Annotated in this window: 19 protein-coding genes; all 19 read right to left on the bottom strand. The window is 42.3% G+C overall.

The features are described 5' to 3' along the window. Window positions 1–6: 6 nt before the first annotated feature. Window positions 7–504: a rod shape-determining protein MreD gene (gene mreD, locus PFJ30894_RS04520; RefSeq protein ID WP_125669145.1), complete on the bottom strand. Its 498-nt coding sequence runs from the start codon at window positions 502–504 to the stop codon at window positions 7–9. Continuing rightward, window positions 501–1,373 carry a rod shape-determining protein MreC gene (mreC, locus tag PFJ30894_RS04515; protein ID WP_125669144.1) on the bottom strand — a complete coding sequence of 291 codons (873 nt, stop codon included), beginning with the start codon at window positions 1,371–1,373 and terminating at the stop codon, window positions 501–503. The genes mreD and mreC overlap by 4 nt, the downstream gene beginning before the upstream one ends. A 16-nt stretch (window positions 1,374–1,389) precedes the next feature. Beyond that, window positions 1,390–2,421 (bottom strand): rod shape-determining protein, encoded by a 1,032-nt coding sequence (locus PFJ30894_RS04510; RefSeq protein WP_125669143.1) that lies wholly within the window; start codon window positions 2,419–2,421, stop codon window positions 1,390–1,392. Between the two features lie 11 nt (window positions 2,422–2,432). Continuing rightward, window positions 2,433–3,122, bottom strand: coding sequence for a RadC family protein (gene radC / locus PFJ30894_RS04505; protein WP_125669142.1), 690 nt, complete (start codon window positions 3,120–3,122; stop codon window positions 2,433–2,435). After that, window positions 3,119–3,685: a Maf family protein gene (locus PFJ30894_RS04500; protein WP_370841206.1), complete on the bottom strand. Its 567-nt coding sequence runs from the start codon at window positions 3,683–3,685 to the stop codon at window positions 3,119–3,121. Before PFJ30894_RS04500 ends, radC begins: the two co-directional genes overlap by 4 nt. After that, complete coding sequence (locus tag PFJ30894_RS04495; RefSeq protein WP_125669140.1) at window positions 3,682–4,146, bottom strand: SoxR reducing system RseC family protein; 465 nt, start codon at window positions 4,144–4,146, stop codon at window positions 3,682–3,684. Before PFJ30894_RS04495 ends, PFJ30894_RS04500 begins: the two co-directional genes overlap by 4 nt. 11 nt (window positions 4,147–4,157) lie before the next feature. After that, window positions 4,158–4,451 (bottom strand): hypothetical protein, encoded by a 294-nt coding sequence (locus PFJ30894_RS04490; protein WP_021717258.1) that lies wholly within the window; start codon window positions 4,449–4,451, stop codon window positions 4,158–4,160. Between the two features lie 23 nt (window positions 4,452–4,474). Beyond that, on the bottom strand, window positions 4,475–4,981 hold the full coding sequence (locus tag PFJ30894_RS04485; protein ID WP_044491570.1) for a hypothetical protein: 507 nt from the start codon (window positions 4,979–4,981) through the stop codon (window positions 4,475–4,477). A gap of 210 nt (window positions 4,982–5,191) precedes the next feature. Then, window positions 5,192–6,469: an SLC13 family permease gene (locus PFJ30894_RS04480; protein ID WP_046430655.1), complete on the bottom strand. Its 1,278-nt coding sequence runs from the start codon at window positions 6,467–6,469 to the stop codon at window positions 5,192–5,194. A gap of 393 nt (window positions 6,470–6,862) precedes the next feature. Then, a complete protein-coding gene (locus PFJ30894_RS04475; protein WP_046430653.1) occupies window positions 6,863–8,140 on the bottom strand; it encodes an SLC13 family permease in 1,278 nt (425 codons plus the stop codon). A 458-nt stretch (window positions 8,141–8,598) separates the two neighbouring features. Next, a complete protein-coding gene (locus tag PFJ30894_RS04470) occupies window positions 8,599–9,729 on the bottom strand; it encodes a sodium ion-translocating decarboxylase subunit beta (protein ID WP_113077340.1) in 1,131 nt (376 codons plus the stop codon). 61 nt (window positions 9,730–9,790) lie between these two features. After that, window positions 9,791–10,183, bottom strand: a complete 393-nt coding sequence (locus PFJ30894_RS12025; protein WP_021718268.1) for a biotin/lipoyl-containing protein — start codon at window positions 10,181–10,183, stop codon at window positions 9,791–9,793. 69 nt (window positions 10,184–10,252) lie between these two features. Further along, window positions 10,253–10,597, bottom strand: coding sequence for an OadG family transporter subunit (locus PFJ30894_RS04460; protein ID WP_125669139.1), 345 nt, complete (start codon window positions 10,595–10,597; stop codon window positions 10,253–10,255). 52 nt (window positions 10,598–10,649) lie between these two features. Further along, the gene (gene mmdA / locus PFJ30894_RS04455) at window positions 10,650–12,149 is read right to left on the bottom strand and encodes a methylmalonyl-CoA decarboxylase subunit alpha (RefSeq protein ID WP_044491883.1); all 1,500 of its coding nucleotides are present in this window, start codon (window positions 12,147–12,149) and stop codon (window positions 10,650–10,652) included. Between the two features lie 507 nt (window positions 12,150–12,656). Beyond that, entirely contained in the window at window positions 12,657–13,787 is a 1,131-nt protein-coding gene (locus PFJ30894_RS04450) for a sodium ion-translocating decarboxylase subunit beta (protein ID WP_125669138.1), read from the bottom strand. Window positions 13,788–13,886: 99 nt separating this feature from the next. After that, complete coding sequence (locus tag PFJ30894_RS04445; RefSeq protein WP_125669137.1) at window positions 13,887–14,276, bottom strand: biotin/lipoyl-containing protein; 390 nt, start codon at window positions 14,274–14,276, stop codon at window positions 13,887–13,889. A 56-nt stretch (window positions 14,277–14,332) separates the two neighbouring features. Next, window positions 14,333–14,680, bottom strand: a complete 348-nt coding sequence (locus PFJ30894_RS04440) for an OadG family protein (protein WP_113078240.1) — start codon at window positions 14,678–14,680, stop codon at window positions 14,333–14,335. A gap of 52 nt (window positions 14,681–14,732) precedes the next feature. Beyond that, the gene (gene mmdA / locus PFJ30894_RS04435) at window positions 14,733–16,232 is read right to left on the bottom strand and encodes a methylmalonyl-CoA decarboxylase subunit alpha (protein ID WP_044491883.1); all 1,500 of its coding nucleotides are present in this window, start codon (window positions 16,230–16,232) and stop codon (window positions 14,733–14,735) included. Window positions 16,233–16,402: 170 nt separating this feature from the next. Then, window positions 16,403–16,819 carry a methylmalonyl-CoA epimerase gene (mce, locus tag PFJ30894_RS04430; RefSeq protein ID WP_021718265.1) on the bottom strand — a complete coding sequence of 139 codons (417 nt, stop codon included), beginning with the start codon at window positions 16,817–16,819 and terminating at the stop codon, window positions 16,403–16,405. Between the last annotated feature and the right edge of the window lie 21 nt (window positions 16,820–16,840).

Genomic DNA, 16,840 nt, shown 5'->3' with positions numbered 1-16,840 from the left:
CTTTGTTTAATGCAGTCCATCATCCAGTTCTATCCACTTCTGCAGCCTTTCGGTCAGCAGATACAACGGAATTACAAAAATAATATTTCCCAGGCAATAAGCAACCGTATCCTGCAGAGCCAGTTCTAACAGTAAGACCGAAAAGCCCCTGGCCATAATAAGCTGCAGAATAAAATAACAGCACCGCAAAACAACTGTTATTGCGCCAACCGCCACAATATTGTAAAACATACTGTCTTTAAATACTTTTTCTTTTGTATATCCAACATAATATCCTATCGCAGTCCTTGTCAAGATATGAAAACCAAAAATGCCTCCGGTTAAAAGATCCTGCAGCAACCCTACAAGGAAGCCTGCTATCCCGCCGGCAAATGCACCTCTCAGCATAGCAAAGCAATAAATCAGCAAAAGCGGTAAATCAAATTTAAACCACTGTGTTTGCGGCAAACTCATCTGTAAAGATAAAAATAACAGAAACAGGACGGGCCAAATCAGTTTCCTCATTGTGCCTGTCCCCCTTCGATATTACTATTTAATTTACTTGTTGCTGCTGCCGGATTGCTGTACCCGGTAACAACAAAAACTTCTTCTACTTTACTGCTGTCAACAGCAGGGTCAACATCTGCGTTCAGTAAAAGACCTGCCGCCTCAGGGCTGGTTTCTCTTACCGTCCCAATTACCAAACCTGCCGGATGCCTGCCACTGAAACCGCTGGTAATAACAACATCACCTTTTCTTACATCAGCTTCCCTGGGCAAATGCTCCATTTCTAAAGGCATATTTTCCATACTTCTTCCACAGATAACACCAACGGCTCTGGAATCAGCCCGCAAAATACGCGCCCCGATCTTACAACGGCTGCTGGTAATCAGCATGACCTTAGCAGCATCAGGATAAACCTCTTCAATCAGCCCGACGATGCCATCACCCGTAACAACAGCCATCTCTTTGTCCAGACCATCTGCCGAACCACGATCAATGATTACAACATCCTGCAGATCGCCCATATTACGCCCTACAACTTTTGCAGGCAGTAATTTTTGTTCGGGCACGTGCTCTTTATATCGCAAAAGCTTGGTCAAACGCTGGTTTTCGGCATAAAACTCAGCCATAGCTATATTAGCTCTTCGCAATTCAGCATTCTCTTTTTTTAATTGCTCATTTTCTGCTTCCATTGTCGTAATAGCTTTCAGCTTATTTCCCAAAGAAGACGCCGCGCCTGTAAATGTCTGGACGCCGCTGTTGACAGGACTTATGATCGCAACTACTGCCCTATTCAACACCGGAAAGCGTACTCTTCCTTCAACAGCTAAAGCCATAAGGGCTAACAACGCTATCACAATCAGAAGCAGGCTCATATTTTTCTTACTCACAATAATAATTCAGCCTTTATTTATTATTAGATGCCATAAATCCTTTTTTATAGATATCTACATTTTCAACCGCGATACCAGTACCTAAAGCAACACAGGACAAAGCATCATCAGAAACATAGACCGGCATTCCTGTTTCTTTACTCAGTAAACGGTCAAGATTACGCAGCAAAGAAGAGCCTCCTGTCATAACGATACCGCGATCCATAATATCGGCAGCCAGTTCCGGTGGAGTTCTCTCCAAAGTATTGCGTACAGCATCGACAATATTAGCCACCGGTTCACTCAACGCCTCACAAACCTGATTCGCATTGATAAGCAGATTTTTAGGCAGCCCTGTCACGAGATCACGACCGCGAATTTCCATTTCTGTTGCTTCCTCAAGTTCCATTGCAGTACCAATAGTAATTTTTATTTCTTCCGCTGTCCGCTCACCAATCAGCAGGCTAAATGTTTTCCTGATATAACGGACAATAGCATCGTCCATTGCGTCACCGCCAGTACGAATAGAACGGCTGATAACAATACCACCTAAAGAAATAACAGCCACTTCGCAGGTACCGCCGCCAATATCAACAACCATGCTGCCGGTAGCTTCCTGCACGGGCAGTCCCGCACCAATAGCGGCCGCCATTGGTTCTTCAATCAAATAGGCTTCTCTTGCGCCGGCCTGTACAGTAGCATCAATAACCGCGCGTTTCTCAACCTCAGTAACACCAGAAGGAACGCCGACAACAATACGCGGGCGTACTAAAGAATGTTTGCCAATCGCTTTTTTGATAAAGTATTTAAGCATCGACTGGGTAATATCAAAATCAGCAATAACCCCATCCTTCATCGGGCGAATAGCTACGATATGGCCAGGGGTACGACCAATCATCTGCTTAGCTTCAGCGCCAATCGCCAGCACTTCTTTATGCTCTTTATCAACGGCAACTACCGAAGGTTCTCTGATAATGATACCTTTGCCTTTCGCATGTACCAAAGTATTCGCAGTTCCCAAATCGATTCCCATATCATGAGCAAAACTTTTAAAAATACCAAACATTCTTCAACACCTCATTTATCTAAATAACCTTGCTCTCTAAAACTAAAAAATATCCCATCGCCTATGACCAGATGATCAATCAGCGGAATTCCCATAATTATTCCAGTCTCTGCCAGACTCTGAGTCAGTTCTTTGTCTTCCTGACTTGGTTTAGGATCTCCAGAAGGATGATTATGCGCTACCAAAATAGCAGCAGCATGGTGCAGCAACGCCGGGGCAAACACTTCGCGCGGATGCACAACCGAACTATTGACAGACCCTTCTGAAACTTGTTCCATTCTTATAACCTGATTTTTACTGTCCAATAATAACACCAAGAATTTTTCATGTCTTTCGTAACGCAATCTTGGCAATAAAATCTCAGCACCTTTTTGAGGAGACTCTATTTTTAACTTGACCTGACTTCCAGCTGCCGCAATACGCTTGCCTAATTCCAATGCAGCCAGAATCGTTGCAGCTTTTGCTGTCCCCAGTCCCTTTACTTCAGCAAGCTCGGCAACACTGTGTACGCAAGCTATATTTTGATATAAACCACCTGAAGCAGTCAATTCTTCTGCAATTCTTAAAGCAGAACGCTTCTGGGTGCCAGTACGTATCAAGATAGCTAAAAGCTCAGAATTACTTAACCCAGCAGCACCTTGCTGCATCAATTTTTCACGCGGTCTGTCATCCAGTGACAATTCTTTTATACACTGGCTCAAAAGCCCTTCACTCCAATTTGTGCCATCATTTGATACAAGCGGGTGAGCGGCAACCCCACGACGTTATTATAGCAGCCCTCTATTTTCTCAACTAAAACTGCACCACGTCCCTGAATACCATAGGCTCCAGCCTTATCTAAAGGTTCTCCGGTCGCAACATAAGCATTAATCTCAATTTCTGATAAGCTTCTAAACCATACTTTAGTCTCTACTACTTCTACTACATTCTGTGTTTTATAAAAAACAGCAACACCTGTCAAAACCCGATGCACTCTGCCAGATAATTTACGCAGCATCACTGCTGCATCATTATTATCACATGGTTTACCAAGTATTTCATTTTCCAAAACGACCATCGTATCAGCAGCAATCACAGGTATTTCACTGCCTGCCTGTCCAACAACTACCCGCCCTTTACCTAAAGCATTCACAGCTGCCACTTCTTCAGCGTTAGCTCCGCTAACTTCATCAAAGGCACTGGTGTATACATCAACATCCAACCCAATCTGACGCAACAATTCTAAACGACGCGGAGATCCGGACGCTAACCTTACCCGCATCAGCTCATCTCCTGCTTTTTTTCATTTTCATCTTCAGTATCATCAAAAACTATCGGGTCAGGCGCTTCTATTTCTATAACCACAGGCTGTACACCTTCGCGCACTGCATCCCGTTTAAAGATACGCGCATAATTAACAGCGACCAACAGCCAGATAACTACACCCAGCATCACAGGCATTGTCTTATCAATATCGAAAAATACAGCGATACTGTTTCCAAAAACAGCACCGGCAATCACTGACAATACAGGAAAGCCATACAATATCATCTGCATCTTACGTTTATTCATTTCCTGATATTCAACACCGACTACATCGCCAACTTTGGCATTGATAGGACACCAGGCTTCTAAATATTTAGGTATTTTTTCCCCTTTACTTTTATCTTTATCAAGCTTTATTTTCGCTCTTTCACCATGCTTCTCAATCAATAATCCTACTAATTCAGCTCTCATTTCTGCCATAAATACTCTCCTTAATTATAGGCGTGTATGAAAACATACCAATAACCAAATCCAAAAATAACGCCGTAAATAGCGACAAAAATACCTACACCCTGCCATGTAATAGGATAGCCAAAGTTAATATATTCGCCAAAAATACCTCTTTTATTGAAAAAAGTGTATTTCATACGTCTTTTGAACCATTTTGCCTTATTTTCTGATCCAACTGCCTTAGCAATCATAAAAATATAAAAAAAAGCGCCAACGAAAACTTGAATGATACGAGCACAAATCAAAGAACTATCTACATTTACCAATGCTTCCATTGTTTTCATCCTTTCTCAATAACTCAATTTAAGTTTAAAAATTTATCAGGCATCTGTTTGCGCAGTTCGCGCAAAAATTTTTCGCTGCATTTAAAAATAATACCAGCCAGCCTTTTATTATCTTTACCTTCAGTAAACACTAACAAACGCTGTTCATTAGGATCTACTGAAGAATACCTGTGAATATAATGACGGATTTTAGTTTTCTTAAAAAAACTTTTGATATATTTATTGGTATAACTTTCAGTTTTAGTCAAATCCACTTTAAAACTGCGTCTAATTCCCACGCCATGGCTTATGACTTCCATCTCGCCATCACGTAGAATATATGTATACTTAAAAACAACACGCCATATCCACATCAGCAGAAATAAAATATTAAAGCCCCAACCTAAAGGGCTAAAATATCCTGTATTGACATAACGATACCCTTCATAAATCCATAATAAAACTATAACGGCCAAACCGCCATATGATATCTGCATTCTGCGATCACTGACTTGAGATTCTTCTCTATATATTTCGTTCAAACAAAACAATCCCTTCATTCTCTATTATCCAAGGACTGAACACACCTTTAGACCATTTCTTATTATAACAAATTTTTGCTATAAAGGATACACTCTAAAGCCGTTCCTCTAAAAAAATTCACAAAAACAAGTATTAAAAAACAGGCGTGATATACACGCCTGTTTTTACATAATTCATTTTATAAAATTTACTGTTTTTCCGAAGTAAATTTAATTACCGGGGAAGAAAGGCCATACGATAGGAATTACAACCAGGGATACGATAAAGGATACGATAACAAGACCGGTACCTGCTTTAACATAGTCCATAAATTTGTATCCGCCAGGGCCAAGAACCAAAGTGTTCGGAGGCGTACCTACCGGAGATGCAAATGCACAGGATGCTGCAACTGCGATAGCCATCAATACTGCTTTCGGATCAGCACCAAGTTGTTGAGAAATCGCAATACCAATCGGGCACAGCAGAGCTGCAGATGCAGTGTTGGACATAAATTGTGTTAAACCGCAAGAAAGAATGAAAAGAATTGCAGTAACAACTAAAGGAGACGGAGAACCGCCCATCAGGCTTACAGTCCATTCTGCGATCATTTTGCCAGCGCCGGTTTTGTCCATTGCAGTGGATACAGGCATCATACCTGCGAACAGGAAGATAGTTACCCAGTCAATAGAAGCATAAGCTTGTTTTTCAGTCAGGCAGCCAGTCAATACTGCAACTATTGCACCAATGATAGCGGCCATTTCTAAAGATACACCAGGAATGCCAATAGCCATAGTCAAAACTACACAAAGTAAAATTACTGCGGATACGATTTGTTTGGAAGCGGAAGTTTCGTTAGCTTCAACTTCTTGTTCAATCTCCTGATCAGCATCAATTTGTTTATTCGGAAGCAAATATTTGCCTAAGAACATCATGTAGAGCATACCGGCTAAAGTTACAGGAATACCAATCCAAGCATATTCAAAGAAACCAAATTGCTCTTTCATTCCAGCAGCCTGCAAAGCACCGTTAGCAATGATATTCGGAGGAGTACCAACCATAGTGATGATACCACCGAGACCGCAGGCAAATGCCAAAGGCATCAATTGACGGGAAGCGGGAATCTTTGCTGCAGAACAAATACCAAGTACAACCGGCAGCAGACAAGCTGCAGTACCAGTGTTGGATAATACGGCGGACAATGCGGCGCCAACAAGCATAATACCAAACATCAAACTGTTTTCACCAGTACCGGAAATTTTAACAATAGAAGCACCAATTTTTTGTGCAAGACCTGTATAAAACATAGAAGCACCAACAACGAACATACCTGCAAAAAGTACTACGGTAGAATTAGAGAGGCCGGAAAATACCTGTTTAGCAGGAATAAAACCTAACAGGCCGCACGCGATAGCGCCGCCCATAGCCGTTACTGCAAGCGGGATGAGTTCGGTTACAAATAACAGAGCAATAACAGCTAACATAATAAGACATTTTACTGCTTGAGACATGAGAATCCTCCTTCAAAAAGTTAAAAATGTTTTAAGGAAGTAACAAATTACTTCCTATTATATATGTAAGCTAGAATGATTAAATTTGCTATTTTTTGCATATTATTAAAAAACTTATCTTTAGTTACAAAATTGTTAACAAAATTTAATTAACAGCTTACAGTAACAAGTGTAACAGATAAGCCAATTTTTTTCAAGATTTTTTCACAATTTTCGTATAACAAAAAAGTTCAAAAACTGTTAACTGTCTTCGTTATGCATATTTATACCATTTTGATACTTTTTGACAATTTTTTATTCATAGCTAAAACATAAAAAAACAGACGTGATAGTTATCACGTCTGTTTAATTTATTGCTCTTATAATAATACTTTCGTCTATCTTCCTAACAAATTATTTGCCGGGGAAGAAAGGCCATACGATAGGAATTACAATCAGGGATACGATAAAGGATACGATAACAAGACCGGTACCTGCTTTAACATAGTCCATAAATTTGTATCCGCCAGGGCCAAGAACCAAAGTGTTCGGAGGCGTACCTACCGGAGATGCAAATGCACAGGATGCTGCAACTGCGATAGCCATCAATACTGCTTTCGGATCAGCGCCAAGTTGTTTAGAAATCGCAACACCAATCGGGCACAGCAGAGCTGCAGATGCAGTGTTGGACATAAATTGTGTTAAAGCGCAAGAAAGGATAAACAAGACTGCAGTAACAACTAACGGAGACGGAGTACCGCCCATCAGACCTACGGTCCATTCAGCGATCAATTTACCAGCGCCGGTTTTGTCCATTGCAGTGGATACAGGCATCATACCTGCGAACAGGAAGATAGTTACCCAGTCAATAGAAGCATAAGCTTGTTTTTCAGTCAAACAGCCAGTCAATACGCAAACGATTGCGCCGATAATAGCTGCCATTTCCAAAGAAACGCCCTTGATGCCGATAGCCATAGTCAAAACTACGAGCAACAGGATAACGCCGGAAACTACTTGTTTAGAAGCAGAAGTTTCGTTAGCTTCAACTTCTTGTTCAATTTCCTGGTCGGCATCCAATTCAGCTTTCGGAAGCAGGTATTTACCTAAGAACATCATATAGATGATACCAGCTACTGTTACAGGGATACCAATCCAGGCAAATTCGAAGAAGCCAAATTTGTCAGCAATACCAGCAGCTTCCAAAGCGCCGTTAGCGATGATATTCGGAGGAGTACCAACCATAGTGATGATACCACCGAGACCGCAGGCAAATGCCAAAGGCATCAATTGACGGGAAGCAGGGATTTTAGCTGCAGAGCAGATACCCAAGGCAACCGGCAGCAGACAAGCTGCAGTACCAGTGTTGGATAATACAGAAGACAAAGCAGCACCAACAAACATTAAACCAAACATCAAGCTGTTTTCACCGGTACCGCAGAAATGAACTACAGTATTACCGATTTTTTGTGCAAGACCTGTGTAGAACATGGCTGCACCTACTACGAACATGCCTGCAAAGAGTACTACGGTCGAATTAGAGAGACCAGAAAATACTTGTTTAGCAGGGATAAAACCTAACAGGCCGCACGCGATAGCGCCGCCCATAGCTGTTATTGCAAGCGGAATGAGTTCGGTTACAAATAACAATGCAACAACAGCCAGAAGAATGAGACATTTTACTGCTGGGGACATTATAATTCCTCCTTTTAAATTAATTTTATATACAGCGCGTTCGGGGCGCGTATATCAAAATAAAGAGAATTTTGTAAAAGATCCTTAGCATTGCTTTCTATGAATTTTCTTGCAACACCTTATGCTTCATTATACCACTATGCACTCAAATTTAAAAGTGTAAGTTTTATTTAATTTACAGCTTTTTTGACATTAAGGTATATTAATATAATACAATAATACTATTTTTACAATATTTAAGATTCTTTGTCCACTCAAAAAACATTATTCAAAATAACCAAAAGAAAAATTAATGTTTTTATCTTGGTTAACCAGCTTCAGGACTGCATTATTACTTGAAACTATAAAGAAAGCTTGTACTTCTCTTTACTACAGCATAATGATTTGCTTTATATTTTTCTTTTTCCAAAAAAAATAGGTGCACGATAAAGTGCACCTATTTCTGTTTATACTATAAATTATTTGACAGGTCCAATCATTGCAAGCATTGCACCTGCAGCTACTGCGGTACCGATAACACCAGCTACGTTCGGGCCCATAGCATGCATGAGCAGGAAGTTAGCAGGGTTAGCTTTTTGACCAACGATTTGGGATACACGTGCTGCCATCGGAACTGCGGATACACCAGCGGAACCGATAAGAGGATTGGTTTTACCACCATCCAGAATGCACATGAGCTTACCAAATACAACACCGGCAAAAGTACCAGCTGCGAAAGCGATCAAACCAAGAACAATGATCAAAATAGTTTGATAGTTCAGGAAGGATTCAGCTTTCATAGTCAAACCTGTACCAGTTGCCAGCATGATCGTTACAATGTTCATCAAAGCATTTTGTGCAGTATCGGAAAGACGATCCAAACAACCAGCTTCTTTGAACAGGTTACCCAACATCAGCATACCAATCAAAGAGCATACAGGCGGAAGCAACAAGCTGATAACGATAGTAGTAACAACCGGGAATACGATTCTTTCAAAATGAGAAACCGGACGCAGTTGTTCCATAACGATTTTACGGTCAGCTTCAGTAGTGCAAAGTTTCATAATAGGAGGTTGGATCAAAGGAACCAACGACATATAAGAATATGCAGCTACTGCGATAGCACCTAACAGGTTAGGAGCCATTTTTGCAGCCAGGTAAATAGCAGTCGGGCCATCAGCACCACCGATAATACCGATAGCGGATGCTTCTTGCACTGTAAATCCGAGCATCATAGCGCCCAGCAAGGAAACAAATACACCTGCTTGAGCTGCAGCGCCCAAAAGCAAAGTTTTCGGGTTTGCAATCAACGGACCAAAGTCTGTCATTGCACCTACGCCTAAGAAAATCAAAGGCGGGAAAATTTCATGATTAATACCATAAAGAATTACCTGCATAACACCCGGTTGGTCTTCAAAACCTGTTTTAGGCACGTTTGCCAGCAAACAGCCGAATGCAATCGGAGACAACAGCAAAGGTTCAAAACCTTTACCAATAGCCAAATATAAAAGAATAATACCTACCAACATCATGATGGCATGACCCATGGTGAAAGCGGAGAAACCGCTGTCATTCCATACGGATTGTAAAGCAACTACAAATGCTTCCATAATTTCCTCCTACAAATTTTTTAGTTGAGAGACCTTTTCAAGGTCTCTCAGCTTGTTTGTATTACATTACGATCATAACGTCGCCGGTACCAACAGTTTGACCTGCGGAAATACGGACGTCAGAAATGGTGCCGTCAGCCGGAGCCATGATCTCGTTTTGCATTTTCATTGCTTCAAGAATCATCAATACATCGCCAGCTTTAACTGCGTCGCCAGCTTTAACTTTAACTTCGAGAACTTTACCAGGCATAGGAGCACTGATAGTAGCTGCGCCAGCAGCAACAGGTTTTGCAGCCGGAGCCGGTGCAGCAGCAGGAGCTGCTTTGGGTGCTGCTGCCGGTGCAGCAGCAGGAGCTGCTTTAGGTGCAGCAGCTTTAGGAGCAGCAACGCCGCCCATTTCTTCAACTTCTACTTCATATGCAGTGCCGTTAACGGTAATGGTATATTTTTTCACAGGGAATACCCTCCTTCAAAATTGTTTAAAATATATTAAACTTAAGTGTTGCTAAAACCTAACTTTGTTTTAGAAGCATTCTTTACGTACGCTAATTGCTTCAATACGAGCATTCTGTGTCCAGCCAGCTTCGGGCAGACGACGTACATAAGCGATATCTTCTGCAGAATGGCCAAGAGCAGCTACAGCTGCTGCAATAACAGCAATTACTTCACTGTCATCCTGCACAGGAGCTGCAACAGCAGCAGGTGCTGCGGCAGGTGCCGGTGCTGCTACTGGTTTCTCAGTTTTTTTTTGCGTTGGATCTACCAATTGGATGATTTTCATCAAAACACCCAAGGCTGCCAATACGCCAAAAACTATGGTCATATTGATGATAGAAATCAACCAAGGATTAGTAGTTACAGGACCCATTATTTCACCTCATTCTTCTTAATTAATTAAGCACTATACTGCAAGCTGCAAATTACAAAGGAATATTGCCATGGCGTTTTGCCGGGCGAGTTTCACGTTTGGACTGCAACATTTGCAAAGCGTTGATGATGGTGGGACGGGTGTTTTTCGGCTCGATTACGATGTCTACCATGCCGCGCATTGCTGCTTGGTACGGAGTTGCAAAGTTATCGATATATTCTTCCGTTTTTGCTTTTACATCAGGATCATTTTTGAAGATGATGTTAGCTGCACCTGCAGGTCCCATTACTGCGATTTCTGCAGTCGGCCATGCAATTACTTGGTCTGCGCCCAAATCTTGGGAACACATTGCCAGGTAGGAACCACCGTATGCTTTACGGGTTACTACAGTAATTTTAGGTACAGTTGCTTCGGAATATGCATACAGCATTTTTGCGCCGTGACGAATGATACCGCCGTATTCTTGGTTACAGCCAGGCAGGAAGCCAGGTACGTCTACCAAGTTCAGCAAAGGAATGTTGAAGGCATCGCAGAAGCGAATAAAACGAGAGGATTTGTCGGATGCGTTGATATCCAGGCAGCCAGCCATTACTTTAGGTTGGTTTGCAATGATACCTACGGTTTGACCATCCATACGTGCAAAGCAAGTGATAATATTGGTTGCCCAATATTGTTGGGATTCATAGAATTCACCGTTGTCTACGATGGATTTGATTACGTCTTTCATATCATATGCTTGGTTGGAGTTATCCGGAAGCAATGTATTCAAGGAGTCATCAATACGCATCGGGTCGTCACCGGTTTCTACGATAGGAGCGCATTCCATGTTGTTGGAAGGCAGGAAGCTCAGCAGGTAACGGATCTGTTGCAAGCAGTCTTCGTCGTTTTCTGCAGCAAAATGTGCAACGCCGGAAGTGCTGTTGTGGGTCATAGCGCCACCCAGTTGTTCTTGGGTTACGTCTTCACCAGTAACAGATTTTACTACTGCGGGGCCGGTAATGAACATTTTAGAAGTGTTCTTTACCATGTAAATGAAGTCAGTCAGTGCCGGGCTGTATACAGCGCCGCCAGCAGAAGGACCCATGATAGCGGAGATCTGAGGAACTACGCCGGATGCAATAGTGTTTTCAAAGAAGATTTTGCCGTAACCAGCCAAAGCGTCAATTGCTTCTTGGATACGAGCACCGCCGGAATCGTTCAGGCCAACAAGCGGAGCACCCATTTTCAGGGACAGGCGTTGTACTTTTACGATTTTAGCAGCATGCATTTCGCCTAAAGAACCACCTTCTACAGTGAAATCTTGTGCGAATACATAAACCAGACGGCCATCGATGGTGCCGTAACCAGTAGTTACACCTTCGCCAGGAAGTTCTTTCTTCTCTTGGCCGAAGTTTGTGCAACGATGTTTTACGAAACGATCCAATTCAACAAAGGATCCTTCGTCGAGGAGTGCAGCAATTCTTTCACGTGCAGTCATTTTGCCGGCTTCGTGTTGTTTTGCAACGCGTTTTTCGCCGCCTGCAGCCAGAATTACTTCGGACTTTTTGAGCATTTTCTCAATTTTTGCTTGAGTAGACAAATCTTACACCTCCATCATTATTAGGAGAACATTTTTATATACATCCCTACAAATTAAGGATGTAAAATTTTGGATCTTGACTACTGGTACTTTTTGCCATTCATCAAGAGTTCTCCAAAATTCCTGACACTAATTATAATCAGGAACGTTCTTTTTTTCTGTTGCACAGGTCACACTTTTTTATTATTTCTTTCACAAAAATTTCACTTCTAGATTATAACAAGAAAGTATTTTTCATCTAATTTTATTTGCCAGCAAATGAAATCTAAACAAAAAGCCACATAATTAAAAGTTTTTAATAAAAACTTTTAATTATGTGGCACAGGCAACAGATTTTTAAGCAATATTTAACTAAAATATTGATAGTTGAAGGTTAACTATGTCCAAATTTAAAATGAACATATTATTTCCTTTATATATGGGTAATTAGCATAATAAAAAACAGGCACACCATAAAAGATGCACCTGTTTCAATTTTAGTTATTTAGCAGCACCAATCATTGCAAGCATTGCGCCTGCAGCTACTGCGGTGCCGATAACACCAGCTACGTTCGGGCCCATAGCATGCATGAGCAGGAAGTTAGAAGGGTTAGCTTTTTGACCAACAACTTGGGATACACGTGCTGCCATCGGAACTGCGGATACACCAGCGGAACCGATAAGAGGATTGGTTTTACCACCATCCAGAACACACATGATTTTACCAAAGATAACGCCTGCAAAAGTACCAGCTGCGAAAGCAACAAGACCAAGGCAGATGATCAAGATGGTTTGATAGTTCAGGAAAGATTCAGCTTTCATAGTCAAACCAGTACCAGTTGCCAGCATAATCGTTACAATGTTCATCAAAGCATTTTGCGCTGTGTCAGAAAGACGATCCAAGCAGCCAGCTTCTTTGAACAAGTTGCCCAGCATTAACATACCAATCAAGGCAGTTACAGGCGGAAGCAACAAGCTGATAACGATAGTGGTTGCAATCGGGAATACGATTTTCTCAAAACGAGTTACAGGACGCAATTGTGCCATAACAATTTTACGGTCAGCTTCGGTAGTGCAAAGTTTCATAATAGGCGGTTGGATCAAAGGAACCAACGACATATAAGAATATGCAGCTACTGCGATAGCACCTAACAGGTTAGGAGCCATTTTTGCAGCCAGGTAAATAGCAGTCGGGCCATCAGCGCCACCGATAATACCGATAGCGGATGCTTCTTGCACGGTAAATCCGAGCATCATAGCGCCCAGCAAGGAAATAAATACACCTGCTTGAGCTGCAGCGCCCAAAAGCAAAGTTTTCGGGTTTGCAATCAACGGACCAAAGTCTGTCATTGCACCTACGCCTAAGAAAATCAAAGGCGGGAAAATTTCATGGTGAATACCATAAAGAATTACCTGCATAACACCCGGTTGATCTTCGAAACCGGTTTTAGGAACGTTTGCCAGCAAACAGCCGAATGCGATCGGAGACAGCAGCAATGGTTCGAAGCCTTTACCAATAGCAAGGTACAGCAGAATGATGCCAACAAGCATCATGATAGCATTACCCATGGTGAAAGCGGAGAAACCGCTGTCATTCCATACGGATTGTAAAGCAACTACAAATGCTTCCATTTATATCCTCCCAATGTTCAATTATTTGAGAGCTTCTAGTTTCAATCACAAATAAGCTCTCTTCTAAATATAAAAGTTATTGCTTTCTTATGACGCAAATTACATTACGATCATAACGTCGCCGGTACCAACAGTTTGACCTGCGGAAACGCGAACGTCAGAAATGGTGCCGTCAGCCGGAGCCATGATCTCGTTTTGCATTTTCATTGCTTCGAGAATCATCAATACGTCGCCGGATTTAACTGCGTCGCCAGCTTTAACTTTTACTTCGAGAACTTTACCAGGCATAGGAGCAGAAATGGTTGCAGAGCCAGCAGCAACAGGTTTTGCAGCCGGAGCCGGTGCAGCAGCTTTAGGAGCGGGAGCAGCGGCAGGTGCCGGTGCAGCTTTAGGAGCAGCAGCTTTAGGAGCTGTTGCAGCAGCGCCGCCCATTTCTTCAACTTCTACTTCATATGCAGTGCCGTTAACGGTAATGGTATATTTTTTCATGGATGTTAATCCTCCTTAAAATCTCGTAATAAAATAGATTAATTATTAACCCCAAATTAGAAGCATTCTTTACGTACACTAATTGCTTCAATATGAGCATTCTGTGTCCAGCTTGCTTCGGGCAGACGACGTACGCAGGCTATTTGCTCTGCGGAATGACCAAGAGCAGCTACAGCTGCTGCAATAACAGCAATTACTTCACTGTCATCCTGCACAGGAGCTGCAACAGCAGCAGGTGCTGCGGCAGGTGCCGGTGCTGCTACTGGATTAGCTGTTTTTTTTTGACGAGTAGGATCTACAAAGTAGATAACTTTCATCAAGAAACCCAGCATAGCCAATACGCCAAAAACTATGGTCATATTGATAGCAGCAATCAACCAAGGATTAGTAGTTACAGGACCCATTATTTCACCTCATTCTTCTTAATTAATTAAGCACTATACTGCAAGCTGCAAATTACAAAGGAATATTGCCATGGCGTTTTGCCGGGCGAGTTTCACGTTTGGACTGCAACATTTGCAAAGCGTTGATGATGGTGGGACGGGTGTTTTTCGGCTCGATTACGATGTCTACCATGCCGCGCATTGCTGCTTGGTACGGAGTTGCAAAGTTATCGATATATTCTTCCGTTTTTGCTTTTACATCAGGATCATTTTTGAAGATGATGTTAGCTGCACCTGCAGGTCCCATTACTGCGATTTCTGCAGTCGGCCATGCAATTACTTGGTCTGCGCCCAAATCTTGGGAACACATTGCCAGGTAGGAACCACCGTATGCTTTACGGGTTACTACAGTAATTTTAGGTACAGTTGCTTCGGAATATGCATACAGCATTTTTGCGCCGTGACGAATGATACCGCCGTATTCTTGGTTACAGCCAGGCAGGAAGCCAGGTACGTCTACCAAGTTCAGCAAAGGAATGTTGAAGGCATCGCAGAAGCGAATAAAACGAGAGGATTTGTCGGATGCGTTGATATCCAGGCAGCCAGCCATTACTTTAGGTTGGTTTGCAATGATACCTACGGTTTGACCATCCATACGTGCAAAGCAAGTGATAATATTGGTTGCCCAATATTGTTGGGATTCATAGAATTCACCGTTGTCTACGATGGATTTGATTACGTCTTTCATATCATATGCTTGGTTGGAGTTATCCGGAAGCAATGTATTCAAGGAGTCATCAATACGCATCGGGTCGTCACCGGTTTCTACGATAGGAGCGCATTCCATGTTGTTGGAAGGCAGGAAGCTCAGCAGGTAACGGATCTGTTGCAAGCAGTCTTCGTCGTTTTCTGCAGCAAAATGTGCAACGCCGGAAGTGCTGTTGTGGGTCATAGCGCCACCCAGTTGTTCTTGGGTTACGTCTTCACCAGTAACAGATTTTACTACTGCGGGGCCGGTAATGAACATTTTAGAAGTGTTCTTTACCATGTAAATGAAGTCAGTCAGTGCCGGGCTGTATACAGCGCCGCCAGCAGAAGGACCCATGATAGCGGAGATCTGAGGAACTACGCCGGATGCAATAGTGTTTTCAAAGAAGATTTTGCCGTAACCAGCCAAAGCGTCAATTGCTTCTTGGATACGAGCACCGCCGGAATCGTTCAGGCCAACAAGCGGAGCACCCATTTTCAGGGACAGGCGTTGTACTTTTACGATTTTAGCAGCATGCATTTCGCCTAAAGAACCACCTTCTACAGTGAAATCTTGTGCGAATACATAAACCAGACGGCCATCGATGGTGCCGTAACCAGTAGTTACACCTTCGCCAGGAAGTTCTTTCTTCTCTTGGCCGAAGTTTGTGCAACGATGTTTTACGAAACGATCCAATTCAACAAAGGATCCTTCGTCGAGGAGTGCAGCAATTCTTTCACGTGCAGTCATTTTGCCGGCTTCGTGTTGTTTTGCAACGCGTTTTTCGCCGCCTGCAGCCAGAATTACTTCGGACTTTTTGAGCATTTTCTCAATTTTTGCTTGAGTAGACAAATCTTACACCTCCATCATTATTGGGAGAACCTTATTTTATATACATCTACGCGGATGCAGACTCTTTGGTCCGCATCCGTGTAGTATGTAACAACTTAAAATAAAATCTTCAAAAGATTTTTGTAATTCCGTATTTTACGGAATTATTTTTTTGCCGGAGCGCAATACTCAAGCAAAATACCTACGGATTTCGGATGAACGAAAGCGATATCCATTCCGCCAGCACCGCCACGAGGAGCTTTGTCGATCATAGCAGCACCTTTTTCAATAGTGGTATCAATAGCTGCTTGAACATCATCAACGCGAACAGCGATATGTTGGATACCTTGTCCATTTTTAGCGATGTATTTGCCGATAGGGCCATCGCCATTTTCAGTGATATCAACAAGGAGCTCAAGCAAAGTTTCGCCACAGGGAATAAATACGGTTTTTACACCTTGCTCAGGAACAGCTTCTTCACCAGTGCAGCTCAAGCCAAGAACTTCAGTGTAGAATTTCTTGGAAAGATCCAGGTCTTTGCAAGCAATACCTACATGGTCAACACAAATTGTTTTAAACATTTCAAATTCCTCCTAAAAGTA

It is taken from the genome of Phascolarctobacterium faecium (assembly GCF_003945365.1).
GTDB classification, from domain to species: domain Bacteria; phylum Bacillota; class Negativicutes; order Acidaminococcales; family Acidaminococcaceae; genus Phascolarctobacterium; species Phascolarctobacterium faecium.
Note: the sequence above shows the minus strand (reverse complement) of the source record. Positions and strands in the feature narration are given on the sequence as shown.

What these genes read in the sequence shown, in the direction of transcription:
- PFJ30894_RS04440 (WP_113078240.1), bottom strand. Translation starts at nt 14,680, where the DNA reads ATGGGTCCTGTAACTACTAATCCTTGGTTGATTGCTGCTATCAATATG.
- PFJ30894_RS04510 (WP_125669143.1), bottom strand. Translation starts at nt 2,421, where the DNA reads ATGTTTGGTATTTTTAAAAGTTTTGCTCATGATATGGGAATCGATTTG.
- mce (WP_021718265.1), bottom strand. Translation starts at nt 16,819, where the DNA reads ATGTTTAAAACAATTTGTGTTGACCATGTAGGTATTGCTTGCAAAGAC.
- PFJ30894_RS04475 (WP_046430653.1), bottom strand. Translation starts at nt 8,140, where the DNA reads ATGTCCCCAGCAGTAAAATGTCTCATTCTTCTGGCTGTTGTTGCATTG.
- PFJ30894_RS04445 (WP_125669137.1), bottom strand. Translation starts at nt 14,276, where the DNA reads ATGAAAAAATATACCATTACCGTTAACGGCACTGCATATGAAGTAGAA.
- PFJ30894_RS04470 (WP_113077340.1), bottom strand. Translation starts at nt 9,729, where the DNA reads ATGGAAGCATTTGTAGTTGCTTTACAATCCGTATGGAATGACAGCGGT.
- mmdA (WP_044491883.1), bottom strand. Translation starts at nt 16,232, where the DNA reads ATGCTCAAAAAGTCCGAAGTAATTCTGGCTGCAGGCGGCGAAAAACGC.
- PFJ30894_RS04490 (WP_021717258.1), bottom strand. Translation starts at nt 4,451, where the DNA reads ATGGAAGCATTGGTAAATGTAGATAGTTCTTTGATTTGTGCTCGTATC.
- PFJ30894_RS04495 (WP_125669140.1), bottom strand. Translation starts at nt 4,146, where the DNA reads ATGGCAGAAATGAGAGCTGAATTAGTAGGATTATTGATTGAGAAGCAT.
- PFJ30894_RS04450 (WP_125669138.1), bottom strand. Translation starts at nt 13,787, where the DNA reads ATGGAAGCATTTGTAGTTGCTTTACAATCCGTATGGAATGACAGCGGT.
- PFJ30894_RS04460 (WP_125669139.1), bottom strand. Translation starts at nt 10,597, where the DNA reads ATGGGTCCTGTAACTACTAATCCTTGGTTGATTTCTATCATCAATATG.
- mreD (WP_125669145.1), bottom strand. Translation starts at nt 504, where the DNA reads ATGAGGAAACTGATTTGGCCCGTCCTGTTTCTGTTATTTTTATCTTTA.
- PFJ30894_RS04480 (WP_046430655.1), bottom strand. Translation starts at nt 6,469, where the DNA reads ATGTCTCAAGCAGTAAAATGTCTTATTATGTTAGCTGTTATTGCTCTG.
- mmdA (WP_044491883.1), bottom strand. Translation starts at nt 12,149, where the DNA reads ATGCTCAAAAAGTCCGAAGTAATTCTGGCTGCAGGCGGCGAAAAACGC.